The following is a 25338-nucleotide window of genomic DNA, read 5'->3' as shown; positions in this document are numbered from 1 at the left end:
TAAAGCCCGCACAATAATAATTGTGCGGGCTTTTTACTGCCTATTAAAAACACCACTGCATTCATCTCATCTATTTTTTAAAGCCTTTAAAAAGTGCTCTAATACACTTAATTATAAAAAGGCTTACTCTATATGAAAAAAATTATTACAGCGCTACTAATGACTAGCAGCCTCAGCGTTAGCGCAAACAATGCAGAATTCACCACAATGCAATTACAACAGGTTGATAAGGTGCGCACTGCTGCACTTAAAAGCCATTTAAGCTACGAGCTACTCGAGTCACTCACAACAGAAGTTGGCCCTCGCTTACCCGGCACTGAAAACGATAAAAAAGCAGTAGCATGGGCTAAAGCAAAATTTAACGAACTTGGTTTTGATAAAGTATGGCTTGAAGAAGCAACATTTCCAAAATGGCGCCGTTATAGCGAAAGCGGAAAAATACTCACCCCAAGTGAGCAACCTCTGCATTTAACTGCGCTGGGTAATAGTGTAAGCACACCCGATGATGGCATTAGTGCACCGGTTGTGTTGTTTGAAACATTGGATGAGCTAATTGCAGCACCAGCAAATAGCTTAGAAGGTAAAATTGCCTATATTAATTACCGCATGAACCGCGACATAGACGGCAACGGATACGGCCCCGCAGTAAAAGCACGTGCCACAGGCGCGATTGAAGCTGCAAAAAAAGGCGCGGTTGCTTACATGATGCGCTCAGTGAGCACAGCTCACCATCGCTTTGCTCACACTGGTGGTAGTTACTATAAAGAAGGGGTTAAAAAAATACCTAACGTAACTATTGCCAACCCTGATGCGGATCAAATAGCGCGCTTAGTGGCTTTAAACAAAAAGGTAACGGTTAATATAAATGTACAAACACAAAGCCTAGGAGAAGGCACAAGCTATAACGTTATAGGCCAATTTAATGGCACCGAAAACCCAGAACAATATGTGTTAATTGGCGGCCACCTAGACTCGTGGGATTTAGGCACTGGCGCATTAGATGATGGTGCAGGTGTTGCGCTAACAATGGCTGCGGCTAAACACATTAGCGATGTTAAACGCCCTAAGCGCAGTATTCGTGTTGTACTGTTTGCAGCAGAAGAGCTTGGACTTTGGGGTGCAAAAGCTTACTTTGCACAACACAAAAGTGACTTACACAATATAGTTGCAGCTGCTGAGTCGGACTTTGGCGCCGATGTAGTATATGGTTTTGAGTCAAATGTTAATGCGGCTTCTCTGCCAGTAGTGCGTGCCATAGCAAAAGAGCTGGCTGCGTTAAACATTGAGTACATTGGTAAAAACCAGGCTAACGGCGGGCCGGATTTAATCCCCTTAAAAAAAGCGGTGTCGGCACCTATATTTGAGTTGGCCCAAGATGGCACTGATTACTTTGATTACCATCACACAGCTGATGACACACTCGATAAAGTAACGCCTGCTAAACTGCGCCAAAATACCGCTGCCTATGCTGTATTTGCGTTAATGGCAGCAGATGCCAAAACAACAATTCAACCGAAAGCGCAGGCTAACTAATAACTGACATACTTACTTACAGTTTGTCGCTTTGATAAACGCACTCCTTGTTTTACCTTTATATAAATTAAATAAAACAAGGAGTGTGCGGGCATGTTGCTTTTCAATACGAGTCAGTCGTTTCCTCATTTTGCACAAACACAGTGCTGCCCTAACTGCCATAGCCGCGCCTATCATCTAATAAACCAAAGTCGTTTTTTACGCTTTACGGTTATTCCGGTTCTACCTTTAGCACTAAACTATAAATACGAATGCTATCAATGCGGCCATAATGCGCCTGTAAAGTTAAAGCAGTTACCGATGTTTGAAATTTTCACTCTACCTAAATACTTTATAGGGGTATTTTTAGCGTTATGGGTGGGGCTATTTTTTTACCAACAACACGCTGCAGCGCAAGCGCAAAAGCAAAGCTACTTAACTAACCCTAAAGCCTACGATACGTATTTAGTACACGCTGATAAATTTACTCATGAGCCCTGGACACTCACCAACTTAAAAGTTGCGCAAGTTTTAAGTTTTGACGAGCAGTTTATAACGTTTCAAGTAAGTAACTACAGCTATAAACGCAACAAAGGCATTACTACTGCAATGCGTACCAGCTTATTAGTACAAAGAGGTTACTTCTCAGATGACAAAATTACTTTGCCTCGTAGCGAAGTAAAAAGACTTTACAGCGACGGGGTGATTTACGATGTACTGCGCCCCTCAGCAAACAGTTTATATGGTGGTTTTGTAATGTTTCCGCCAAAACCAAAACCGCTATATAAAGGCTTAAAGCTCGACAAAAATAACCAACAGGGCATTACGTATTTTAAAAACGAACAGTATAGCGATGCGCTTGAGAGTTTTACTCTAGCCGCAAATGCCGGCTCGCAATGGGGGCAGCTCAATCTTGCGCAAATGTACCGAGATGGACAAGGCGTGACTCAAAATGTACAAACAGCAAAACATTGGTATGAGCAGGCAATAGCGCAAGGTAATAGCAAAGCTAAAATAGAATTAGAGGAAATGTGCGATAAAGCAAACTGCAAATAAAAAATGGCCAGTTAAACTGGCCATTTTCAATCTTCGTTCATACTTATAATTAGAAAGTCATATGCTCATCTAAAAAGTTAAGTACCTGCTTGTAGTAGCGTGTTCTGTGCTCTGCTTTATAAAAGCCATGCCCTTCATCTTCAAGTAACTCGTATATATAAGGATGGTTTTCTTTTTTTAGTGCTGCAACTAAAGACTCAGCTTGCTCAATTGGTGCTCTTTCATCCTGCCCACTATGTACAATTAAAACTGGCGCTTTAAGCTTGTCTATGTTGTAGCTAGGTGAAAAACGCTTTAACAGTGCCTCATCAGTACCAAGCGCGCTTTTAAGATAGCGCTGTCCACGGTCACGTTCAGAGATATCGCCTTCTTCAAACATTAGCGGTAAATCGTACACCCCAACTACACCAATAGCACACTGAAACATATCAGGTTCTAAAATTGCACTTTGTAGTGCCGAATAGCCACCAAAACTTGCGCCCATTATACAAATATTATCTTTATTTACAGTGCCTTGCTCTATTAAGTATTTTACACCGTCAATAATGTCGTATTGTATTTCAGCACCCCATTTTTTATGTCCGGCATGTTCAAAGTTGCGACCAAAGCCACCAGAGCCTCTAAAGTTAACTTTTAGTACTGCAATGCCTCTACTGGCTAATAGCTGAGCTTCGCTCTCATAGCCCCACCAATCTCTTGGTCCATGAGGACCACCGTGAGGCATAACAACTAAAGGTAAGTTTTTCTCATCAGTATTATTAGGGATGGTTAAATATCCGTATATTGTTAAGCCATCACGCGCTTTATAATTTACAGGTTTGGTTATAGCCATTTCACTTGGCTTGATCCAGCTTTTAGTCGCAAACAAAAAGCGTAAGCTATTCTTTTTGGCATCGAACAAGTAGTAGCTGCCAGGGTTAGTATCGCTTGACGCAAAGATAATACTCTTCTCACCATCTTCAGTACTACTAACAAGCTGAACTTGCTGCCCTTGAAGGGATTGTATTAATGCCTTTAAGCGCTCACTTTTATGTGAATTATTTATAAAGGAATAGGCAGGATAGCCAAGCTCATTTTCAATTGCGAATAATTCTTTAGAAACTTCATCTACCCACACTTTTTTTGGAGAGACCTGTGGTTCTTTATGCAAAAGCTCAAACTTTTTGCTCTCTAAATTTAGTTTATAAAGCCCCTTTGCTTCGCCATTTTCTGACGCTGTCACATAAACAGAAGCACCGGTACTATCAAACGCATGGAGGCTAATATCAGTGTATTTTAACTCTCCTAAATCAAGCTGTTGCCATTCACCACCTGACTTATCACGGGTATAAATTTTTTGATTAATATAATCATCGTTTGAAACAGCAACACGCACATTACCATCATGGTCTGTTAAAAAGCCTGCCATTTTTGATGGTGAACGAACGACTCTTTTTCGTTTTCCGCTGTAAATATCAACTTCATAAACTATTGTATGCGGCTCATTTGAAGCGCTCCATGGGTAGGTCAGGATCAGCATTTTACGCCTATCATGAATAAGCGGGTCTAGTACATAAGAAGTACCTAGTATGGGTGTCGCTTTTTTTATACGGGTTCCTGTTTGCATTTCACCTTGGTAACCCACTAAATATTTGCCTCGGCTACCATCAGCATTTACACCAAAAAGCTCACCATGAAATTCGGGATGATCTTTCCAGCCTTTAATGTACTCTTTAGCCAATACAATTCTTTCATTGTTAACCCAGTAATAATTGCCAACTTGGGCATTATTAGGAAACCTAATTGCATGACTTACTTTAAATGTATCAGTGCTTAGCACCATTAATACATTTTTTCCTTCAGGGCGAGTAATTACAGCTAAGTATTTTCCATCAGGTGAAATTTTCACACCTGCAAACTCTATATCTTTACTAAAGCTTTCTATCGGTACCAAGTCGTTACTTGCCGTAGTATGAGAGCTAAAAATACTGGCCAGCAATAAAGACAGACAAGCCAAAAACTTATTCATTAAAGTTCCTTTTATTTATTTTTGATTGAGCTTTTATGTTACATACTTTTAACAAAAATATACACCATACTTCTTCCCTTTATGTAAACAGGCGTAAATTAATAAGGTTATAAATCTAATGCTTAGGATTAGTAAGCTTACTCCAAACTAAATGCAGAATAACAATGCATAGCCCTGCTACTACTCCTAGTAATCCGTCAAATATAAGGGGGGCTAATGTTTCGCCGGTGCCATTTAATAACGACTTACCTATGGTTATTACTTCTAATTGCCAATGATGTAGTAGCTCAATACCGTGGGATAAAATGCCGCCACCGACTAAAAACATGGCTACTGTGCCGGCAAAGGCTAAAAATTGCATAAGCCTTGGTGCTGCAGCTAATAGCCCCTTACCAAGCATCTCTTTAAATTTATTAGCCGACACCTTTGATTGATTAAGCAAATACAACCCCGCGTCATCAAGCTTTACAATACCGGCTACAAGGCCGTATACACCTATGGTCATTAATACGGCTATAACACACAGTACAAGCGCCTGATTTACAAGTGTGGCACCTGCAACCGTTCCCAAGGTGATCACTATAATTTCGGCTGAGAGAATAAAGTCGGTGCGTATGGCTCCTTTTACTTTTTGCTTTTCATACTCAGCTGGGTCTAATTGTTGCGACTCATCAGCCTCTTTTTCGGGGTGAGGTAAAAACCCAGCAAATACTTTCTCAGCGCCTTCAAAACATAAAAATAAGCCACCGATTATTAGCAGCGGGGTTATTAACCAAGGCAGCCATACACTTATGAGCAATGCACCAGGCACCAAAATAGCTTTATTCAAAAATGAGCCCTTTGCCACAGCCCAAACTACGGGTAATTCGCGGTCGGCTGTAACCCCTGTAACTTGCTGAGCATTAAGTGCTAAGTCGTCACCAAGTACACCGGCTGTTTTTTTAGTGGCGACTTTACTCATTGTGGCAATGTCATCAAGTAAGGTGGTTATATCATCAAGTAATGTTAAAAGGTTAATGCCTGCCATGTTGCTTCCTAGCTAAAAAATAATGCTATCAACATAGCGTAATACGTAATTTTCACCAACGGTTAATTTTGCTTTGTTATGCTGATTAAACGCACTGATTTTTATCAATGGCAAACTTACTTAGGGGATATAAATGAAAGCATTGGTGGTTATTTTTACAAGCATGCTGGTTTTATCAGCCTGTAGTAATGAGTCTAAAAGTACCCACTACTTATGCAACGAGCGCGTAGTAGAATTAGCCCACCAAGGAGCGGGGGCAACACTTACTTTAAATGAGCAAACATATACGCTTAATAAAGAGCCGAGCGCATCAGGGGTAAAGTATATTAATGAGCGAGTGCTATTTTGGTCTAAAGCCGATGAAGCCATGCTGATTGTTTCAGGTAATAAATACCATTGCCAACTTCAACAAGCCGACGCCTTATAATTTTGTCGTTCGCGATTTAAACTTTTTCTTTTTTCTCATCGTAATAAATAGCCTGTTTTTACGTTATCACTGACTAGGGTGTGTTGAAATTTGCGGATTGAAATTTGTTCAATCTAGGGGCGATTAAGTCGCGGCGCGAGGTTTGTAACCTAGTGGGCTAAGTAAAAACCAAGCAACAAAGAGTTTATCGCCCCTAGGCAGAACCCGAAGGGCAGCGCATGTTTGGCATTTATGCTGCGTTATCGCCTATTTATGGGGAATAACCACACTTCATAGGCTCTGCCTTGCCTAAAAGCCAAACACACTGCTGCAAATTCAACCATCAAAGTTCAACACACCCTTAACAACTGCACATGCATTTGTTGTTTAGTTGGGTATAATACTTTCACTTTTTGCTTAGTAGCGGCCTACCATGAAATATAAAGATTTACGTGATTTTATCGATTTGCTTGAAAAAAAAGGCGAACTTAAACGTATTACTCAAGAAATCGACCCGTATCTTGAAATGACAGAAATAGCCGATCGTACATTACGTGCTAAAGGCCCCGCATTATTGTTCGAAAACCCAAAAGGTCACAGTATGCCTGTGCTTGCAAACTTATTTGGTACACCTAAACGCGTTGCTATGGGCATGGGCCAAGAAGATGTAAGCGAGCTGCGTGAAGTTGGCAAGCTACTCGCTTTTTTAAAAGAGCCCGAGCCACCAAAAGGGATTAAAGAAGCACTAGGGCAAATTCCGGTATTTAAACAAGTACTCAATATGCCGGCTAAAGAAGTTAAAAAAGCACCGTGCCAACAGGTTGTTCTAGAAGGTGACGAGGTAGATTTAACTAAGCTGCCTATACAACATTGTTGGCCTGGAGATGCCGCACCTCTTATTACTTGGGGCTTAACTGTTACCAAAGGGCCTTATAAAAAGCGCCAAAATTTGGGTATTTACCGCCAGCAGCTATTAGGTAAAAATAAAATAATTATGCGTTGGTTATCGCATCGCGGTGGCGCACTCGATTTTCAAGAATGGTGTAAAGAAAACCCCGGTGAGCCTTACCCGGTTTCGGTTGCATTAGGAGCTGATCCTGCCACTATTTTAGGTGCGGTGACACCTGTGCCAGACACGTTAAGCGAATATGCCTTTGCTGGCTTACTGCGCGGTAGTAAAACCGAAGTGGTTAAGTCAATTTCAAATGACTTACAGGTCCCTGCCAGTGCCGAAATAGTACTTGAAGGCTACATTATGCCTGGCGAAATGGCTCCCGAGGGGCCATATGGCGATCACACTGGTTATTACAATGAAGTTGATGACTTTCCTGTGATGACAGTGACCCATTTAACACACCGTAAAAACCCAATTTACCACAGTACATTTACCGGCCGTCCACCTGATGAGCCAGCTATTTTAGGTGTGGCATTAAACGAAGTGTTTGTGCCTATATTGCAAAAGCAATTTCCAGAAATCGTCGACTTTTATTTGCCACCCGAAGGCTGCTCTTACCGTATGGCCGTGGTAACCATGAAAAAACAATACCCAGGCCATGCTAAGCGCGTCATGATGGGCGTATGGTCGTTTTTACGTCAGTTTATGTACACTAAGTTTGTTATTGTTTGCGATGATGATGTAAATGCCCGTGACTGGAACGATGTTATTTGGGCCATCACTACCCGTATGGACCCTGCGCGCGACACCACATTAATTGAAAACACGCCAATAGATTACCTCGATTTTGCATCGCCGGTATCTGGGCTTGGCTCAAAAATGGGCATGGATGCAACAAATAAGTGGCCAGGTGAAACCGACCGCGAATGGGGCGAGCCAATTGTCATGGATAAAGCGACAAAAGATCGTGTTGACGAAATTTGGCAAAGCCTCGATATACTTTAAGCACGCTTAGTGAATATAAACAGGCTATAAAATAACCCCGCAGATATGTTAATATTGCTCCACTTAACTGCATATCTGCGTAAACGCTGCTAAAAGGTAAAAAATGCAAACATTAAAAGCTGAAGTTGTTGCCATCAGCCCACTTACAGAATTTGTTCATAAAGTAATTTTAAAGCCTCAACAACCTGTTACGTTTGAAGCTGGCCAATACATGCAACTTGTACTTGGCGAAAAAGACAAGCGCGCATTTTCGATTGCAAGTCGTCCATCGCAATGTGATGAAATAGAGCTTCATATTGGCGCATCTAAAGCCGATTCATACGCAATGCAATCGCTTGAGCATTTGCGTAATGCGCATCAAAATAATACACCGGTAGATATAGAAGCCGGCCTTGGTGTATCGCAACTACGCCTTCAATGCGAGCGCCCTATTATTTTATTGGCTGGCGGCACTGGTTTTTCTTATGCAAAATCAATGGCTGATCACTTAGCTGAAATTAAATGCGACCGCCCGGTATTATTTTACTGGGGTGTTAAAGAAGAGTCTGCATTGTATGCTCACAGCGAAATGCAAGCATGGGCAGAGAGTAACGAGCACTTTAAATTTATTCCTGTTGTAGAAAACCCATCTGCTAATTGGCAAGGCCACACCGGGTTTGTACACAAAGCAGTAATGCAAGATATTGTGTCGTTAGAACCTTACGACATTTATATGGCTGGTCGCTTTGACATGATAGGCATTGTCCGTGATGACTTTATTGCTCACGGTGCTGTTCGCGAAAACATGTACGCCGATGCATTCGCGTTTATAAAATAAATTTTTATTTATAATACAAAGGCGCCCCATGGCGCCTTTGTTATTTCTATCAAATTTAAGCTATTAATTGGTATAACCTATTACTTTAATCAGTATAAACAATTTCCTAAATTCCTATCTATAAACCATACTTTGTATAGAACATCAGCGGGAGAGACCCAAATGTTAAATACAAAAGTAAAAGATTTTATGCAACGTAAGTTGCCACACATTACCCCCAATACCGAAATGACCACCGCTATTAGCGAGCTGCAAAAGTTTAACTTATTAGGTGCACCAGTATTTGATGACAATAAATCGCTGGTTGGTTTTATATCTGAGCAAGAGCTGTTAAAACCATTAATGCGAAGCAGCTATTTTTGCGATGGCGTTGTAAAAGTTTCGCAGCTTATGCAAACCGAGGTTGTAACCGTTAATGCCGATACCAACATTATCGAGCTTGCAGAGCAAATGAAAACAGGAAAGCCAAAAAACTACCCCGTTGTTGAGGGTGATACCGTGATAGGGCTAATTGGCCGAAGCGATGTATTAAAAGCACTGTTTGATAATTACATGAGCTGCCAAACAAAAGTAAGCTAACATAAAAAATGCCGCTAATAAGCGGCATTTTTTGTATTAAGCGTGTTTAACGTGCTGCAGCAAGCGCAGTTAATGCGCCTTTATCGCTGTCGCTTAAAAATGCAATCTCTAAGGCATTAGCTTGTGCCTTATGCATATCGGCTTGTGTTAAACCCGCCTTTGGTGCAGCCACTAGGTATTCATGCTCAATTTCAATGCCCTCTACAGCCGGATCGTCGGTATTAATACACGCTAAAATACCGTGATCTAAAAACTGTTTAAGGGGATGTTTAGCTAAATCGTTTACGGTACTAGTTTGAATATTACTGGTTAAGCACGACTCAATACCAATGCGGTTATCGCGCAGGTAGTCCATTAGTTTAGGGTCTTCAATTGCTTTTACCCCATGGCCTATACGGCTTGCACCTAATTCATTAATGGCTTGCCAAATACTCGCTGCACCCAGCGCTTCACCGGCATGAATGGTAGCGGCCAGGTAAGCGTCTCTTACTTGCTTAAATTGTTCGACAAAAAGCTCTCCCGGGAAACCAATTTCATCTCCGGCTAAATCAATCGCCACTAAATCATTTTTAAAGGCAAGTAATGCGTCAAGCTCCTGCTGGCAGGTTTTAACACCGTAAGTACGCGACATAATACCAATTAAGTTTGCTTTAATATTGGCGCCTTGAGTAGCCGATTTAATACCATCAACCACGGCCTCAACCACCCCTTGCGGGTGTAAGCCTTGGCTTTGTGCCATATAATACGGGCTAAAGCGAAGCTCTACATAATCAAGTCCCTGCGCTTGAGCATCTTCTATGTTCTCAACGGCAATGCGTCTACAGGCTTCGTAGTCGCCCAGTACCGTTACACCCCAGTCGAGCTTTTGCAAAAATGCCATTAAATCAGGCTCAGGATCAATAACTTGTACGTGAGGGATAAGCGCCTCTACGTTATCAGCAGGTAGCGTAATATTAAACTGTCGACCAAGCTCTAGTATGGTTTGCGCACGTACATTGCCATCTAAATGGCGATGAATATCTAGCAGAGGTAATTTTTTATTTATCATAATAGCGACTCGGTTAGGTTAAAATTGCGCGCATGATACGCAGGTACAGTTATTTTTCAAGTGTAGAGCAGTTAAAGTAAATATTAGCGGTCATATGTCTGCTTTTTACTCAAAAAGTGAACAAAATTAGGTTTTTGTTCACTTATTTTGATGAGCTAAGTGATGCCAGAGTGTTTTGAATAAGGTATTTGCTTCAATGGGTTTAGTAATATAATTATCCATACCGCTGGCAACTGCTTTTTTAACATCGTCATCGTGGGCATTAGCAGATAAGCCAATAATAGGTAGGTCAAACAAACCAAGTTCATTACGAATAACTCGCGTGGCTTCAAGGCCATCCATTTTTGGCATTTGTATATCCATAAGCACAATGTCGTAGGTATGCTCTGTCAGCTTTTCAATCGCCTCAAAACCATCATTAGCAATATCAGCAACGCACCCTTTGGTTTTTAAAATAGCGCTCGCGACGTGCTGATTTAATGGGTTATCTTCAACAAGTAATAATTTATAATCTGCAAAAGAAAGCGTACTAACATCTATCTCATCATATTGTTGCTTTATTTGCTCAGCCTTTGGTAGCGGCGAATAAATTGGTAAGCTGAAGGTAAACGTAGAACCGTGCCCTTCGTGGCTTATTAAATCAATTTCTCCACCCATCAACTCTACAAGCTTTTTGCATATACTTAAACCCAAGCCCGTGCCGCCATATTGACGCGAGGTAGAGCTATCTGCTTGTGCAAACGGTTTAAAGAGCTGTTTTTGTGCCTCTTTACTAATACCAATACCGGTATCGTTAACGCTAAAGTAAGTCATTTTTTTAGATTGCCACACTTTAAGCGTGATGCTGCCTTTGGCTGTAAACTTAATGGCATTATTGATTAGGTTTAGCAAAACTTGTTTTAAGCGTATTGGGTCGGTGTTAATAACCAAGTTACTTGATTTATCGTAATCAAGCATAAATTCTAGCGACTTTGCTTCTATATCAAACTGCAGTAAATTGGCCACTTCTTCACTGAGTGTGCCTACATCAATTGGCTCTTGAATTAAATCAAGTTTGCCTGCTTCCATTTTAGAAAAATCGAGCACATCATTTAATACTCTTAGCAATACGCCCAGTGCCCCATCCGCTTGTTCAATATAACTGCGAGCTTGCTGCCAATCGTTTTGCTGTAGGGCTAAATAATGCAGCCCTTTAATACCATTAATAGGCGTGCGAACTTCGTGGCTCATATTTGCTAAAAACTGGCTTTTTATTTCATTGGCTTCATCGGCCTTTTGCTTTTCTAAGCGTAAAATTTTTGTTTGTTTTGCTACCTGCTCACGTATACGAATATTGGTACCCGTTACCGATATTAAAAAGGTAATAAGCAGCCAAACAAATAACATGCCGGCTATTTGTGCAAGCCAGTAAACTAACCATGACTCTCGTTGCATTGGCTGATGCAGCTCCACCTGCCACACCCGCTTACCTACCAATAATTTATAGTCTTTTAACGGCAATAGTTGCTGGTGATCGGCAATAAAAATAGGCTGTGCATTATTCTCTGTTGTGGTGTCTGTAAAGCTCACTGCAACGCCGTTGTTTTGATCAAATAACACCGCGTTTGATAGTCTTTCTAAACTTACAACGGCTACCACAAAACCTTTAAAATCGTCTTCGGTAATATTGTTGCCAAACACCGGATGAAAAAACAACACGCCGCGCTCAGCTTCGTTTTGCACTAAATTTATTGGCTCACTGATCACCAACTCATTTAACACTTTTGCTTTTATTAATGCAGATCGCCTTACCTCATTTGAGGCAAGATCAAAGCCAATTACGTCTTCATTTCCCGACAAAGGATGTGCGTATTGTACGGGGTAGTAAAAATCTCGTGGGGGTACGGCCTGCCAACTGCCATCTTTTGCTCTTTCTTTTAAGCTATATTTAGCCAGCTCGGTGTTGTTATTAGCCTCTATATACTGAGCTAAGTTTTCACTTGGTAAGTAGGGCACCCACTCAAATGCTAAAATTTCTTCGCTGTAACTAAGCTGCTTAGAAGTAAACTGCTTAAATTCAGTAAAGCTCACATCGTCACTACTAGAAAAAAAGGTCGCCAGTAAGGCGAGGTGTGCTGTTATTTCGTTAATTTTATTGTTGATAGCATCTTGAGTGGCTAATATTTTCAGCTCTTCTTTTTGAATGTTTTTTTCTTTTTTTACACTGGCCGCGCCATAAAAGCTAATACTTATAACCATATAAATTAACAGTGAGGGCAGTATAACTTGTAGGCGATAATTTACCTGTGAATAGTTAAATGCCGCTAGCATAAGCGGAGTAAAAACAAGCACCCCAATACTGTCGCCTATCCACCACGCTATAAACGTATCCCAACCGGCTTGAGACACAATAACGCCATTAAAAATTAATAAGCTGGTGCCTACACCTGCAGCTATAACACAGCACAATGGGCCGGCAACAACGAGGCTTTGAATACAGTGTTTTAAAGAAGATAAGTCGAGTGGTGCTTTAATCACTTTCGTGACCAACTGGCTACCTACCCATGCTTGTAAAGTAGCAGCAAAGGTAACAGCCGCAGCATGCATAAATACACTTAACTGAAATATCGCTGAGGCGCTTTCTAAATGAATGAGGTTAGTAAAAAAAGCCCCTAAAACAATACCTAGTAAGCTCTTTCTGCCCCAAATTAAAAAGCCAGCAAGTGCAATTCCCGAAGGCGGCCACACAGCCACTGCGTAGCCATCTATCGCTAATAGTAAATTACTAAAATATCCGGTAAAAAAGTAAGCGCACGCTAAACTTACAGTGACAATGAAAAAGTGTTTCAACCCAATGCTCCCGAATATCAAAGCTGCAAAAGTATAAGTGTAGCCTTTATTGATACAAAACGAGTGCTTTATCGGCTTGTGCGGTATTTTTATAGCTAAGCGCTGCTTGCTGAGCAAATTGCTTTTTGTTTTCGATATTCAAGGCTTTATCAAAAACCTTTGCGGCTAACTCATAATCGCCTTGGGCATTAGCTAAACACGCAAGCGAGAGTAATAATGCGTTGTTTGCATCATCTTTTTTCAGGCGCTCTTGAATACTACTTTGAAGCTTTACAGCCTCTGCCGAGGTGGCGTTACTTAATATATTAGCCAGCTGAGCATGTTGCTCGTCGTGCTTCACCATTTTAATTAAGTCACTTTCAATCGCACTTAACTGACCCACTTTAGCCATTTGCATTAAGTAAGCTGTATTAGCATGAGCTTGTAGCTTTTTAGGAAGTTGTTTATATTTTTCAGTGATTTTATCGCTAGCTTGTGCATTAAAATAGGCATTAAACAGCTGTGTCCACTGCGCATCGTTGAGGACTTTTTTGCGAAGTAAACGCGGTAAAAAGTCTTCAAGCGCACTAAAGTGCTGTTGCTGTACAAGTATTTCGGCGTATAGCTTAAGCTCAAGTGGTGTCGCTTTTTTTGAATCGCTGTTAGCACGCATTTGCGATTCTATTGCGCTGCTATCGCCACTGGCTATCCAAAGTTTAGCAACGTTAAGTTGCTGCTCTGGGCTAATTTCAAATAAACGCTCTAGTGCTTTGTCGGTTTGGTTATTAGCAAGCGCTGCTTTTGCTAATAGCGCTAAGCGTATATCTTCAAACTTACTGGGTACACTATTACCAGATAACGTTTGCTCTACAAGCTCGTAATCATCGTTTATCGCACTCCATAAGGCTTGCTCTATAGCTGCTTGCTTTCGCTCTTCGCTACGCGCAAAAAAACCATGTTTAGTATTATGATAAATCGACAATAAATAGCGCACTAATTTGTAAGTTAAAAACAAAATTGTTGCACTAATTACCGCCATAATACAAAACGATACAATCGTGCCTTCAATCGTGGTGTTGTTAAACGAGATCAGCACATAGCCTTTTTCATCCAGTACAAATGGCGTAATCGCTAAAACTAAAACAATCGCAACAATTAATACTATAAGCCCTATCATTGCGCCCACTCCTTAACCTGCTGCGTACTTTGTAGGTTTACTTCAGGGTTAAAGTTTAATGGCTCTTTTTCTAGGCTAGTTAGTGCGTTTATAACCACTTTTGTCGCCTCGTCATCTTGCTTAAAGTACTCATTAACAAGACGCTTAGCCTCACTTATGGCACTAAAATAAATGCTCGCTTGTTTGCTCATTAATGCATCTTGAGCTTGCGTCACATTTAATTTAATACGTTGATTAATTAAGTGGCGCTCCTGATCAGTTAGCAGTGGCTCTATAGCAACTCCTTCGTGCTGACGAATAGTAATAAAGCTATCAACTAGCTTATTCCAGCTATGACTTAGGTTTTGCTGCCAATCGCTTACATCTTCACTCAAGGCATTTTTTTCAATTTCTGCTGCTTCTTGCGGTATGTTAACGGCATTAAATGCAAGGTTATCTATGTTTGATAACACGCTATTAAGTTTTAAGTAAATGGCTTCTGTTGGGATAGGTTTTAAGCTATCTAGTGTTTGAATGTCTTGTGTTATTGCTTGGCGAACTGCAACAGTACCTGGGTGTTCACTCAATAAGGCATCTAAGCGTTTAAGTACAGCGCTGGCACCTTGGTAATCTTTTTCTGCCCACAGTTTAAACTCAGCCATACGTTGTAAGCTGGTTACTTCTTGCGGGTTTAGTGAAGCGCCTTGCTGCTGAGCTTGTTGCAATGCTGCTTTTAATTGTTGCTGGTTACTCTCTGCACTTTCATTAAGCGCAGCTGCCACTTTTTGCTCACTATTGAACAATGCTTGCTGAAGATTAGATTGCGCAGACTTGAGCGCCTGTAACTCTTGTGACAATAACGCGTTTTCTTCTTTTAGTTCATTAACAGCTACATTTTGGGCTTTACCTGCATTGAGTTTTTGGTAAAACTCATACCCCACACCACAGGCAACAATAAGCGAAATGATCAGCGCTAATACTGCTAATTTACTTATTTTTTGCTTATCGTTATGTGGTTTACTGTGTGCTTTAGCTGCCTCTTTTTTTTGTGCAGAAGCCGCTGCCTTAGTGGTTGGTGTGTTATCTGCCGTTACTGGCTTTGACTGTTCGCTCATCTTGCTACCTTGCTGTTTTATGCAGGAAAACATAGCGGTATCGCTTGCCCCTGCGGCAATGTGTATATTAGCCGAGCTTACCTGTTGCTGTTGTAAATAAGCGGCTATACGCTCGCTAGCAACATAAAATCGGCACTGTTGTAACCACTGTAACTGTTGTTCAGTCAGGTTATTAAATATTGCATCAACTGCTGCATTACTGGTTATGACTATACCTTGTACTTTCAGGCTTTGCCAGTGGTCTGTCCAGTTGGTTTTTTCAGCGCTTATTGGCTCGCGCTTGTATACCACACAGTTATTTAAAAATGCCCCACGCGCCTTTAAGGTTTTGGCAATATCAGGGCGCCCCGCTTGGCCTTTTACTAATACAATATTGCTACCATCAACCTCAGCTAACGAGTTTAGCGCCAATAACCCTTCAGAATCATGCAGTTTAGGCACTGCTGCGCGCACGCCAAATAACGCATAAATAGTATCTGCAGTTTGCTGACCTACTGCGTAAAATTGCGCTTTGGTATTTATTGTTGGCTTTAATTGCGCAAGGGCAGTAACGGCATCTTGAGAGATAAAAATAATTTTATCGGCATTAATTAGCGGGCTTAGCTCGGTAGTAGAAGGCGTAAGGTAGGATATTTTTAAAACAGGAAATAATGACGCCTGATAACCCGCTTGCTCAAGTTGCTGAGCAAGGGCTGCGCCTTTTCCTTCGGGCCGAGTTATCAGGATATGTGTCATTTATGCGTCTCTATATACTTCTGCTAATATTTTGTCGGCGCCTTGCGCTAATAACTTTTTAGCTAGCTGCACACCGATAGCTTCGGCATTATTTATATGACCGGTTACTTCGTCATGTAAAATTTCACTACCATCTACTGCGCCCACTAGGCCACGTAAATGCACTTGCTCGCCATCAACTAATGCGTAGGCACCAATTGGTACTTGGCAGCCACCTTCTAAATGACGATTCATAGCACGCTCTGCATTTACACGAATACGTGTTTGGGTATGCTCAAGCGGGGCCAGTAAGGCTTTTGTTACTTCATCGTCAATACGACATTCAATGCCGACAGCACCTTGTCCGTTAGCAGGTAGAGATACCTCAGGCTCAATATAATCAGCAATACGCTTGTCCATTTTTAAACGTAGCAGTCCGGCTGCGGCTAAAATAATCGCATCGTACTGGCCATCATCTAGCTTAGCTAAACGAGTATTAACATTACCACGTAAGTCTTTAATGACTAAATCAGGGCGCAAAGCTCTAATTTGGCACTGACGACGAAGGCTAGAAGTACCGACTACAGCGCCTTGTGGTAATTCGCTTAAATTGGCAAAGTTATTTGATACAAACGCGTCGCGCGGGTCTTCACGCTCACAAATTGTGTGCAGTGCTAAGCCTTCTGGAAATTCTACGGGTACATCTTTCATTGAATGCACAGCAATATCCGCGCGGCCATCTAACATTGCTTGCTCAAGCTCTTTAACAAACAAGCCTTTACCACCAATTTTAGCAAGCGGTGTATCTAAAATAATATCCCCTTGAGTAGACATAGGGACTAATTCTACGCGCACATCAGCATGAAAATGCTCAAGCTGTGCTTTTACAAATTCAGCCTGCCAAAGCGCTAAAGCACTTTTACGGGTTGCAATGCGTACTAACTTTGTTTTTTCTGTCATAGGGGTATCCAAATAGTTACAGCTAATAGCCAAGCTTAATTAGCTAAAATTCTAAATTCTTTTTGAGCAATTAAATTACCTTGCTCATCAACAACATCTACACGCCAATGGCCTGTTTGTGTATTCATAATATTTTTGGTTGAGTACGTTCTGTAGCGCGGCGAGGTAACATTAAGTGAAATCTCAGCCATGGTTTCACCCTCATAAGACCATACATGCTTTACTTGTTGGCCTTGTAGGTTTTTAAGCTCACTAAAAAACGAAAGTGCCTCTTCAAACTGATTTAAGCGGATATCTGCAGCAAATACATTAGTGGGCTCGCGCTTACTTACTTTGCGAGTAAGCACTGCACGGCTAATTTTACCTGTATCAATTTGTGCACCTAATGCAACACTGGCAATGTGCGCATTAGATGAAAAACCTTCACTGCTAGTTAGCGAGCCGTCGTCGTTTTCAATATCTGGAAGCTGTTCATTGGGTGGTGCGCTTAACTGCGTACTAGTAAGCGGCTGATTAGCGATAGGCTCAGCGAGTTCAGTATCTGATTGCTCAATAACAGAAACTTGATTGCTTTGAACGTTAGCAATTGGCTCTCTATTCGTTTGCTCATTATTGCTTTGCGCTAACGAAGTATTATTAACGCTTTCATCCTCAAGCACCGCTGGCGCAACATCTGCTATATCATTTGTAAGCTCATTTGGGCGCGCTTGCTCGTCATTTACACTCACCGTGGGCTCAACATTATCTGCTGTGTTGTCGCTTAAATGTAAATATGGCGATTGCTCATTAGGTTGCTCGCCCTGCTCGGCATTTACCGAGCTAGTTAAGCCATACACAACCGCTGCCGAGGTCATTGCTACCAACATAGAAACACTCGCAATACGACGCCAATGCCACTCGTAGCTTACATTAGGTACACTATTTTGTGGTTCGCGTTTTACATTTGCTTTAATAACTATTTTTTGACTCATATTGACCTCAGCGGCTCCAAATTAGCTTAAACGGGCAATTAACCATTGGCGAATAGCTTGCAGTTCTTCTGCGCAAACCTGATGAGCCATAGGGTATTCTTGCCAGCTTACATCCATGTTATGTGCTGTTAATACTTCAAACGCACTTCTCCCCGCGCTATGCGGCACTACATTATCTTGGCTACCATGAGCCATAAATACATTTAAATCAGTATGCTTTGCTTCTTGCGCTAGCTTTTCAGGCACGCACATATAAGTAGACAGCGCCATAACACCTGCAAGTTTGTGCTCAAATCGCGGCGCTAAATGTAAAGACACCACGCCCCCTTGCGAAAAGCCCGCCAAAATAATTTTATCGGCAGGTATACCATTTTCAATTTCTTGATTGATCAGGGCTTGCACTTTTTCGGCTGAATCTCTCACGCCTTGTTCATCGGCACGTTTGTCTAATTCTATAGATTTAATGTCGTACCACGAGCGCATTTCCATGCCACCATTTATGGTGACCGGTTGAATAGGCGCATGCGGAAAAATAAATCGTATACCAAGCTCACTGGGTAAGTTAAGTTGCGGTGCAACCGGAGCAAAGCCATCGCCCGAGTCGCCTAAACCATGTAACCAAATAACAGTGGCTTTGTGCTCACCTTGCGCTGGATATTGTGCAAACTCTAAACTCATAAGCTTGATTGCCACTTAATTTCTTGGCCAGCTTGGCGAGTAGACGCTTGGTTCATAAACTCCCAAAACTCTGCGCCAGAGCGGTTATCAATCCACTGGCCGTCACGCATTTCAAAATGGTGGCCATTAAATTTAGTCGCAACCCACACTTGATGCAAAGGCGCTTGTTTGTTAATTACAATTTTACTTTTATCAGGGAAAATTATTTCTAAAATACCCTCTGCCGATTCGTAGTCTAAATCTGCTTCGCAATCATCAACTTGCTCTTCAATTGTGAACATAAGAGCTTCGGCTAATTGGTGATATTCGTGTTCAGTCATTGTAATTTTCCTTTGCAGGCGAGCTGCCTAATATTGGGTACGGTTTATATACAGCTAGTGTAACAGGAATAAAATCATCCGCGAATAGCTGCATTTTTTAGATATTCTGTTACTCTGCGATTATAAAGCCAGCAACCGTATTAATCTAATGAAAGCGACACATACCTTACAATTAAAACGACTATATATAAGTACTTTACTGCTAAGTGCATTAGCTGGCTGCGGCCAAAGCGGGCCTTTGTATTTACCAGAGCAACAGGCTGAGCAAAACACACCCCCTAATACGGCACAGCCAACGCCCGTAAAAAAAACCAACACCGAGCAAGTGCAGGAGCAATAAATGGATTATTTTAACTATCAAAACAATCAATTATTTGCCGAAGATGTCAGCATTGCCACAATTGCTCAGCACTATGGTACGCCGTGTTATGTGTACTCGCGTGCTACTTTTGAGCGCCATTATTTAGCCTTTGCAAATGCCACTAAAAATCATAAAAGTTTGGTGTGCTACGCAGTTAAAGCCAATTCTAATATTGCAGTATTAAATATATTAGCGCGTTTAGGCTCAGGGTTTGACATAGTGTCTAAAGGTGAGCTGGCGCGTGTAATAAAAGCTGGCGGTGATGCCAGTAAAGTGGTGTTTTCAGGTGTGGCTAAAACCGCCGACGAAATTGCTTATGCACTAAAGTTAGGTATTAAATGTTTTAACGTTGAGTCGGCCTCAGAGCTTGAGCGTATTTCTGAGGTAGCGTGCGAGTTAAATTTAGAAGCCCCTATTTCTATTCGTGTAAACCCTGATATAGATGCCAAAACTCACCCGTATATTTCTACCGGTTTAAAAGAAAACAAATTTGGTATCGATATTCAAACGGCTGTGAGCGTTTATCAGCATGCGGCGTCTTTACCTGGTCTAAAAGTAACAGGTGTAGATTGCCACATAGGCTCGCAATTAACTGAGGTTAAACCTTTTTTAGAAGCGCTTGATAAGCTAATGGCATTAATAGATGAGCTTAAAGCAAATGGTATTGAGCTTACTCATTTAGATATTGGCGGCGGCTTAGGCGTTCCTTACAATGATGAACAGCCACCTCACCCAAGTGAATACGCTGCGCAGGTTACCGAGCGCTTAGCCAATTACAAACACCTTGAACTTATTTTTGAGCCAGGGCGCGCTATAGCCGCTAATGCTGGAATTTTAGTAACGCAGGTTGAGTTTATTAAGCAAAACCAGGATAAATTTTTTGCCATTGTCGATGCGGGTATGAACGACATGCTTCGCCCTTCGCTTTATCAGGCATGGCAAAAAATCATTCCTGTATCGGTGCGCGATGACGACACCCCAACACATAACTTTGATATTGTGGGCCCAGTGTGCGAAACCGGCGACTTTTTAGGAAAAGACCGCGAGCTAGCCCTTAAACAAGGCGACTTATTGGCGCAGCGAAGTGCTGGTGCCTATGGTTTTACAATGAGTTCAAACTACAACTCTCGCCCACGCGTGGCCGAAATAATGGTAGATGGTGAGCAACACCACCTTATTCGCCAACGCGAAACCATCGAGAGCCTTTATCAAGGTGAGAAAATTTTACCATAAACGTTTTTGTTAAGGCGCTGCTCTGTGGCATGATTAGCGCAGAGCAAACCCGAATTAGAGCGCTATGTTAGTTAATTTTTCCAAAATGCACGGCTTAGGCAACGACTTTGTTGTAATTGATAACATTACACAAAATGTATTTTTGTCTCGCGATCAAATCAAAAAACTGGCTGATCGCCACTTTGGTATTGGCTTTGACCAATTACTTATGGTTGAAGCCCCTTACTCCCCTGATCTCGACTTCCATTACCGTATATTTAATGCCGATGGCAATGAAGTAGAACAATGCGGAAATGGCGCACGCTGTTTTGCCCGCTTTGTGCGCATGAAAGGCTTAACTAACAAGCACAAAATTAGTGTCTCGACTAAGTCGGGCAACCTCACGCTATATATAGAAAAAGACGGCCAAGTGACGGTAAACATGGGCCATCCTAATTTTGAGCCTGCTAAAATCCCGCTTAAAGCCAGCAAGCGAGAACTTACTTATATAATAAGAGCTCAAGAGCACACTGTATTTAGTGGCGCTGTGTCTATGGGTAATCCGCATTGCGTGTTAGAAGTTGACGATATAGCTACCGCACAAGTTGAGGTGCTTGGTCCGCTGCTTGAAAATCACGAACGTTTTCCAAATCGTGCCAATATTGGCTTTATGCAGGTGGTATCACAAGATCATATTAAACTTAGAGTGTGGGAGCGCGGCGTTAGTGAAACCCTAGCGTGTGGCACGGGTGCCTGCGCAGCAATGGTAATTGGCCACATTCAAAGCAAACTTAACACCACGGTACAAGTTGATTTACCCGGCGGCACATTACAAGTACGTTGGAGCGGCGAAGGTCACCCTGTCCGCATGACCGGCCCAGCCGAGCATGTATTTGATGGTCAAGTTGCCTTATGAGCGAGCTAACAAAAGAGCAAGTCGCTGAGTATTTGGCGCGCCACCCTGATTTTTTAATAGAGCAGCCAGAGCTACTTGCACAACTTGAGTTACACCACAAAACGCAAGGTGCCACCTCGCTTGTGCACATACAACAGCGCCAATTGCGCGAGCACAATACTCAGTTAAAAAATCAAATACACAGTATGAGCGAACACGCTACGCAAAATGAGCTAGTATATCGCTTGTTTAGCCAATGCCACCGCCAACTGTGGACAAACTACGACTTTAATACGCTTGCCGCTAATTTGCGCAATATTATTTGTACCAGCCCACACATTAGCGAGTGTAGGTTGGTTAAATACAACAACACTTTAGATGGGCTTATTGAGCACCGCCTTAGCCAATTTGGGCACTACTTAGGACGCGTTAATCAGCAAGAGCGTGAGCTATTATTTTGTGAAAACACGCAGTCTTCTGCTATTTATCTTATTGGTTGCGCTGAAAAACCGGTCGCTATATTGGCCTTTGGCAGCCATGATGAAAACCATTTTGAACCCGCACAAGATAACCTATTCGTGCTTGATTTTGTTCATGCATTGCAACTTAGGCTGTTGGAATTGGCATGAGCGACGAGACGCCTAACACTGAGCAATTAAGTGAGCATTGGCGTACACCCATTCATTTATTTAGTGACTATTTAAAGTACGAAAGACAGTACTCAGAGCACACTGTAAATCAGTATGTTAGCCAACTAAACTTTGCCGCCCTGTATTTTAGTAAATTATGTGATGACTGGTTTGGCGTACAAGGCGAGCATATTCGCCGCTACAGCATGGCGCTTCGTTCAAAGCAATTAAGTGGGCGCACTATTAGTTTAAAATTAAGCTGCATTCGTAGTTTGTATAAATTTTTAAAAGCTAAAAACATCGCTCAGCACGCGCATTATCATAACCCAGCACAAGGCATTAAAGGGCCTAAATTTTCTAAGCCTTTACCTAAAAATCTCGATGTAGATCAGATGGCAAGCCTACTAGAGATTAACGATGACGACCCATTAGCCATACGAGACAAAGCTATGATGGAGCTTATGTACTCATCTGGGCTACGCATTAGCGAGTTAGTTGGCACCAACTTACGCGATATAAACGCCGCAAGCGGCGAAATATTAGTCAAAGGTAAAGGTAACAAAGAGCGCCTCATTCCCGTGGGTCGCAAAGCGCTCACAGCGTTAAAAAACTGGCTCAACATACGGGGGCAATTTGCAAAGCCTGACGAAATGGCGGTGTTTTTAAGCAGTAAAAAAAATCGTATTTCGGTTCGCCAAGTTCGCTTACGCATGCAAGAGTGGGGAATAAAACAAGGCATTAGCTCACAAGTGCACCCGCATAAACTTCGCCACTCGTTTGCCTCTCATATTTTAGAATCATCTGGCGATTTACGCGCTGTGCAAGAATTATTAGGGCACAGTAGTTTATCGGCTACGCAAGTATATACGCATTTAAATTTTCAGCATTTAGCAAAAGTGTACGACAACACTCATCCGCGCGCTAAAAAACAAACCGATTAGGAATGTAATTATGATCCGATTTAATCGTGCTCCTCGCCCTTTTTCAGTTATGAGCTTTGATTTAGACGACACACTGTATAACAACCACCCCATAATAAAAGCCGCGGTTAAAGCCCAGCAAGATTACTTAAACGCGCTACCCAGCTACTTACAACAAGGCCCAAAATACTGGCAACAATGCCGCAATGAGGCCGTAATACAGTTACCTGAGCTTGCTGATAATGTAACTAAATGGCGCCAACATACGCTACGCTTAGCCCTTTCAAAGCTAGATTTAAATGAGCAAGAGGTAGAGCATCATGCCGATGCTGCCTATAACGCCTTTGCCGATGCGCGCAGTAAAATAGTGGTAACCGACGACGTACTAAAGCTGCTAGATAACTTAGCCCAGCACTTTACGCTGGTTGCAATAACCAATGGCAATGTTGAAATTGAGCGCTTTAACTTATGCGATAAATTTGCGCTAGTATTGCAAGCTGGTATGCACGGTAAAGCCAAGCCCCACGGTACACTGTTTGATAAAGCCGCCGCACACTTAAACGTGGCTAAAAGTGAAATTTTACACATTGGCGATAGCCTAGATACCGACGTACAAGGCGCTAATAATGCAGGCTGCCAATCGGTTTGGTTAAACGACCAAGGTGCGGCTTATCACTACAAAGGCCTTGCCGATGTTGAAATTGCGAATATTCATGCCTTAGCGCACTTTATCAAATAGCCTAAATAGAACGAAGAGGTTGCAATGAGCCATTATACCAAGCTAATTACCTTGCTATTAATAGGCTCGCTTAGCCTAAACGCTTACTTATTGTGGCCACAAAAACAGCCTGTAGTTGGCACACAAAAAATCCACAGCGGCAAGAGCATCAAAGCGCCAAAAAGTAACCTGCTCAGCCAAGCTCAACAGCAATTTACACAACACAAATTTGATGATGCTCTAAATACGTATCAGCAACTAAATCTAAACGCTCCAAAAAAAGCACATACTTTATACGCTTCGTGGGTAGCACAACTAAAGCAATGGCTAAACACAAACCTACCGCTTAGCCAGTCATTGTTAAATGCACTTTTAAATAAAGACCCTTACAATACCGAGTTACTCACTTTACACGTAGATTACCTAGTAAAAAGCGGGCAACGGCAAAACGCAATTATTGCGCTATTTGAGCTCTACCCATTGTTAAATAAGCACCAACAAGGCCCTGTAGATAGGCGCCTTGTGCATTTAACGACTAACGAACTGCATAGTTTGAGTGAGCAGCAAAATTGGCAAACAATTATTGAACAAACTCAAATTTGGCTCGACTATCAAAACGACAATAGCCATTTTTTATACGCACTCGCTCATGCTTATTATCAACTAGAGGACTTTATTAGCGCCTTAACAACTATTGAGCGCATGCCATCAAATCACCCACTACAAGCCGAAGTAACTGCCTTACACGCAATGATAGAGAAAGCTCAATCGCAAGATGACTTTATTGCGCTTACCCCCTACGGCGCACATTACTTAATTAGCACCGAGCTAAATAGCTCAATCCAAACAGAGCTAATGATAGATACCGGCGCAAGTATTACTTCTCTTTCGAGTGACGTGCTTAACCAACTTTCACCCAGACCACTGTATTTAGGCGATGTAACCGTAAACACGGCGAATGGGCAAATTAGAGTAAAACGCTACCAAATTGAGTCGTTTAAAGTAGGGATGCAAACTATTTACGGTTTTGAAGTGCTCAGTATTGAAAACACCCGCGGCCAAGGTTTGTTAGGAATGAACTTTTTATCTAGATATAAATTTAATATAAATCAACAAACAGATGAGTTAGAGTTGAGTGCTAAATAATTTAAATTTAAGGAAAAAACATGACCCTAAACGATTTTTTACAGCAACTTGCAGACAACCCTAAAAGCATACAATTTAGCGATACCATGGCGGTAATAGAAGCTAATTACGATTTTACCGCGTGTGGATTTAATAACCACGGCTTACTTAGCTCTGCAAGCGAGAACAACGGCTCATGTAAAATTTTTGCGTTTGCTAAATTAAACGATTTAAGCAAGCAAAATACATTGGATTGTTTTGGTAAGTTTTACCGCGAAGACGTACTACAAAACCCTAAAGGCGATGATCACATGAACATTCGCACGTTTATGTTAGCGCCAGAAGCGACTCCATTTTTAGGCCTGAGCTTTGATGGTGAGCCACTAAAAGAGAAATAACACTA

The 25338-nt window shown here is 41.8% G+C and carries 24 protein-coding genes; 14 read left to right on the top strand and 10 right to left on the bottom strand.

Annotation, left to right across the window (positions count from 1 at the left end):
• The first annotated feature begins 132 nt into the window (after positions 1-132).
• A complete protein-coding gene (locus PSH50_RS18995; RefSeq protein ID WP_273587990.1) occupies positions 133-1533 on the top strand; it encodes a M20/M25/M40 family metallo-hydrolase in 1401 nt (466 codons plus the stop codon).
• A 93-nt stretch (positions 1534-1626) separates the two neighbouring features.
• Entirely contained in the window at positions 1627-2568 is a 942-nt protein-coding gene (locus PSH50_RS18990; protein WP_273587989.1) for a tetratricopeptide repeat protein, read from the top strand.
• A 49-nt stretch (positions 2569-2617) separates the two neighbouring features.
• Here PSH50_RS18990 and PSH50_RS18985 read toward each other — a convergent pair whose 3' ends face one another.
• The gene (locus tag PSH50_RS18985) at positions 2618-4576 is read right to left on the bottom strand and encodes a S9 family peptidase (protein ID WP_273587988.1); all 1959 of its coding nucleotides are present in this window, start codon (positions 4574-4576) and stop codon (positions 2618-2620) included.
• Between the two features lie 115 nt (positions 4577-4691).
• A complete protein-coding gene (locus tag PSH50_RS18980; RefSeq protein ID WP_273587987.1) occupies positions 4692-5603 on the bottom strand; it encodes a DUF808 domain-containing protein in 912 nt (303 codons plus the stop codon).
• Between the two features lie 133 nt (positions 5604-5736).
• Here PSH50_RS18980 and PSH50_RS18975 point away from each other — a divergent pair, with 133 nt between their 5' ends.
• The 4 genes from PSH50_RS18975 to PSH50_RS18960 all read left to right on the top strand — a co-directional run bounded on the left by PSH50_RS18975 (position 5737) and on the right by PSH50_RS18960 (position 9305).
• On the top strand, positions 5737-6030 hold the full coding sequence (locus tag PSH50_RS18975) for an MliC family protein (protein ID WP_024032060.1): 294 nt from the start codon (positions 5737-5739) through the stop codon (positions 6028-6030).
• 412 nt (positions 6031-6442) lie between these two features.
• Complete coding sequence (gene ubiD / locus PSH50_RS18970) at positions 6443-7909, top strand: 4-hydroxy-3-polyprenylbenzoate decarboxylase (protein ID WP_024032061.1); 1467 nt, start codon at positions 6443-6445, stop codon at positions 7907-7909.
• Between the two features lie 103 nt (positions 7910-8012).
• Positions 8013-8726, top strand: a complete 714-nt coding sequence (fre, locus tag PSH50_RS18965; protein ID WP_054983722.1) for an NAD(P)H-flavin reductase — start codon at positions 8013-8015, stop codon at positions 8724-8726.
• Positions 8727-8888: 162 nt separating this feature from the next.
• Positions 8889-9305 (top strand): CBS domain-containing protein, encoded by a 417-nt coding sequence (locus PSH50_RS18960; RefSeq protein WP_273587986.1) that lies wholly within the window; start codon positions 8889-8891, stop codon positions 9303-9305.
• A 46-nt stretch (positions 9306-9351) separates the two neighbouring features.
• Here the strand turns inward: PSH50_RS18960 and add are convergent, their stop codons facing one another.
• From add to cyaY, 8 genes are all read right to left on the bottom strand, one after another.
• Positions 9352-10353: an adenosine deaminase gene (gene add / locus PSH50_RS18955; RefSeq protein WP_273587985.1), complete on the bottom strand. Its 1002-nt coding sequence runs from the start codon at positions 10351-10353 to the stop codon at positions 9352-9354.
• Between the two features lie 138 nt (positions 10354-10491).
• Complete coding sequence (locus PSH50_RS18950; RefSeq protein ID WP_273587984.1) at positions 10492-13182, bottom strand: CHASE domain-containing protein; 2691 nt, start codon at positions 13180-13182, stop codon at positions 10492-10494.
• A gap of 46 nt (positions 13183-13228) precedes the next feature.
• A complete protein-coding gene (locus PSH50_RS18945; protein WP_024032065.1) occupies positions 13229-14338 on the bottom strand; it encodes a heme biosynthesis HemY N-terminal domain-containing protein in 1110 nt (369 codons plus the stop codon).
• Positions 14335-16167: a uroporphyrinogen-III synthase gene (locus PSH50_RS18940; protein WP_273587983.1), complete on the bottom strand. Its 1833-nt coding sequence runs from the start codon at positions 16165-16167 to the stop codon at positions 14335-14337. The genes PSH50_RS18945 and PSH50_RS18940 overlap by 4 nt, the downstream gene beginning before the upstream one ends.
• The gene (gene hemC, locus PSH50_RS18935) at positions 16168-17106 is read right to left on the bottom strand and encodes a hydroxymethylbilane synthase (protein WP_273587982.1); all 939 of its coding nucleotides are present in this window, start codon (positions 17104-17106) and stop codon (positions 16168-16170) included.
• Positions 17107-17141: 35 nt separating this feature from the next.
• Complete coding sequence (locus tag PSH50_RS18930) at positions 17142-18077, bottom strand: DUF2914 domain-containing protein (RefSeq protein WP_273587981.1); 936 nt, start codon at positions 18075-18077, stop codon at positions 17142-17144.
• 21 nt (positions 18078-18098) lie between these two features.
• Positions 18099-18755, bottom strand: a complete 657-nt coding sequence (locus PSH50_RS18925) for an alpha/beta hydrolase (RefSeq protein ID WP_024032069.1) — start codon at positions 18753-18755, stop codon at positions 18099-18101.
• Entirely contained in the window at positions 18752-19075 is a 324-nt protein-coding gene (gene cyaY, locus PSH50_RS18920; protein ID WP_004588977.1) for an iron donor protein CyaY, read from the bottom strand. The genes PSH50_RS18925 and cyaY overlap by 4 nt, the downstream gene beginning before the upstream one ends.
• Positions 19076-19223: 148 nt before the next feature.
• Here cyaY and PSH50_RS18915 point away from each other — a divergent pair, with 148 nt between their 5' ends.
• From PSH50_RS18915 to PSH50_RS18880, 8 genes are all read left to right on the top strand, one after another.
• The gene (locus tag PSH50_RS18915) at positions 19224-19415 is read left to right on the top strand and encodes a lipoprotein (RefSeq protein ID WP_004588978.1); all 192 of its coding nucleotides are present in this window, start codon (positions 19224-19226) and stop codon (positions 19413-19415) included.
• Positions 19416-20669: a diaminopimelate decarboxylase gene (gene lysA, locus PSH50_RS18910; RefSeq protein WP_029773748.1), complete on the top strand. Its 1254-nt coding sequence runs from the start codon at positions 19416-19418 to the stop codon at positions 20667-20669.
• Between the two features lie 64 nt (positions 20670-20733).
• On the top strand, positions 20734-21564 hold the full coding sequence (gene dapF, locus PSH50_RS18905) for a diaminopimelate epimerase (RefSeq protein WP_004588980.1): 831 nt from the start codon (positions 20734-20736) through the stop codon (positions 21562-21564).
• Positions 21561-22172, top strand: a complete 612-nt coding sequence (locus tag PSH50_RS18900; RefSeq protein ID WP_024032071.1) for a DUF484 family protein — start codon at positions 21561-21563, stop codon at positions 22170-22172. The genes dapF and PSH50_RS18900 overlap by 4 nt, the downstream gene beginning before the upstream one ends.
• The gene (locus tag PSH50_RS18895) at positions 22169-23113 is read left to right on the top strand and encodes a tyrosine recombinase XerC (RefSeq protein ID WP_273587980.1); all 945 of its coding nucleotides are present in this window, start codon (positions 22169-22171) and stop codon (positions 23111-23113) included. Before PSH50_RS18900 ends, PSH50_RS18895 begins: the two co-directional genes overlap by 4 nt.
• A gap of 10 nt (positions 23114-23123) precedes the next feature.
• The gene (locus PSH50_RS18890) at positions 23124-23831 is read left to right on the top strand and encodes an HAD-IA family hydrolase (RefSeq protein WP_273587979.1); all 708 of its coding nucleotides are present in this window, start codon (positions 23124-23126) and stop codon (positions 23829-23831) included.
• A 24-nt stretch (positions 23832-23855) separates the two neighbouring features.
• Complete coding sequence (locus PSH50_RS18885; RefSeq protein WP_273587978.1) at positions 23856-24956, top strand: retropepsin-like aspartic protease; 1101 nt, start codon at positions 23856-23858, stop codon at positions 24954-24956.
• Between the two features lie 20 nt (positions 24957-24976).
• Positions 24977-25333, top strand: coding sequence for a HopJ type III effector protein (locus PSH50_RS18880; protein ID WP_096040956.1), 357 nt, complete (start codon positions 24977-24979; stop codon positions 25331-25333).
• The last annotated feature ends 5 nt before the right edge of the window (positions 25334-25338 follow it).

Origin of the sequence: Pseudoalteromonas sp. Angola-7 (genome assembly GCF_028599255.1) — a bacterium.
Classification (GTDB): domain Bacteria; phylum Pseudomonadota; class Gammaproteobacteria; order Enterobacterales; family Alteromonadaceae; genus Pseudoalteromonas; species Pseudoalteromonas atlantica.
This window is presented reverse-complemented; position numbering and strand designations above follow the sequence as displayed.

Coding starts and splice junctions, on each gene's coding strand:
- PSH50_RS18995 (WP_273587990.1), top strand. CDS start 133: ATGAAAAAAATTATTACAGCGCTACTAATGACTAGCAGCCTCAGCGTT.
- PSH50_RS18990 (WP_273587989.1), top strand. CDS start 1,627: ATGTTGCTTTTCAATACGAGTCAGTCGTTTCCTCATTTTGCACAAACA.
- PSH50_RS18985 (WP_273587988.1), bottom strand. CDS start 4,576: ATGAATAAGTTTTTGGCTTGTCTGTCTTTATTGCTGGCCAGTATTTTT.
- PSH50_RS18980 (WP_273587987.1), bottom strand. CDS start 5,603: ATGGCAGGCATTAACCTTTTAACATTACTTGATGATATAACCACCTTA.
- PSH50_RS18975 (WP_024032060.1), top strand. CDS start 5,737: ATGAAAGCATTGGTGGTTATTTTTACAAGCATGCTGGTTTTATCAGCC.
- ubiD (WP_024032061.1), top strand. CDS start 6,443: ATGAAATATAAAGATTTACGTGATTTTATCGATTTGCTTGAAAAAAAA.
- fre (WP_054983722.1), top strand. CDS start 8,013: ATGCAAACATTAAAAGCTGAAGTTGTTGCCATCAGCCCACTTACAGAA.
- PSH50_RS18960 (WP_273587986.1), top strand. CDS start 8,889: ATGTTAAATACAAAAGTAAAAGATTTTATGCAACGTAAGTTGCCACAC.
- add (WP_273587985.1), bottom strand. CDS start 10,353: ATGATAAATAAAAAATTACCTCTGCTAGATATTCATCGCCATTTAGAT.
- PSH50_RS18945 (WP_024032065.1), bottom strand. CDS start 14,338: ATGATAGGGCTTATAGTATTAATTGTTGCGATTGTTTTAGTTTTAGCG.
- PSH50_RS18940 (WP_273587983.1), bottom strand. CDS start 16,167: ATGACACATATCCTGATAACTCGGCCCGAAGGAAAAGGCGCAGCCCTT.
- hemC (WP_273587982.1), bottom strand. CDS start 17,106: ATGACAGAAAAAACAAAGTTAGTACGCATTGCAACCCGTAAAAGTGCT.
- PSH50_RS18930 (WP_273587981.1), bottom strand. CDS start 18,077: ATGAGTCAAAAAATAGTTATTAAAGCAAATGTAAAACGCGAACCACAA.
- PSH50_RS18925 (WP_024032069.1), bottom strand. CDS start 18,755: ATGAGTTTAGAGTTTGCACAATATCCAGCGCAAGGTGAGCACAAAGCC.
- cyaY (WP_004588977.1), bottom strand. CDS start 19,075: ATGACTGAACACGAATATCACCAATTAGCCGAAGCTCTTATGTTCACA.
- PSH50_RS18915 (WP_004588978.1), top strand. CDS start 19,224: ATGAAAGCGACACATACCTTACAATTAAAACGACTATATATAAGTACT.
- lysA (WP_029773748.1), top strand. CDS start 19,416: ATGGATTATTTTAACTATCAAAACAATCAATTATTTGCCGAAGATGTC.
- dapF (WP_004588980.1), top strand. CDS start 20,734: ATGTTAGTTAATTTTTCCAAAATGCACGGCTTAGGCAACGACTTTGTT.
- PSH50_RS18900 (WP_024032071.1), top strand. CDS start 21,561: ATGAGCGAGCTAACAAAAGAGCAAGTCGCTGAGTATTTGGCGCGCCAC.
- PSH50_RS18895 (WP_273587980.1), top strand. CDS start 22,169: ATGAGCGACGAGACGCCTAACACTGAGCAATTAAGTGAGCATTGGCGT.
- PSH50_RS18890 (WP_273587979.1), top strand. CDS start 23,124: ATGATCCGATTTAATCGTGCTCCTCGCCCTTTTTCAGTTATGAGCTTT.
- PSH50_RS18885 (WP_273587978.1), top strand. CDS start 23,856: ATGAGCCATTATACCAAGCTAATTACCTTGCTATTAATAGGCTCGCTT.
- PSH50_RS18880 (WP_096040956.1), top strand. CDS start 24,977: ATGACCCTAAACGATTTTTTACAGCAACTTGCAGACAACCCTAAAAGC.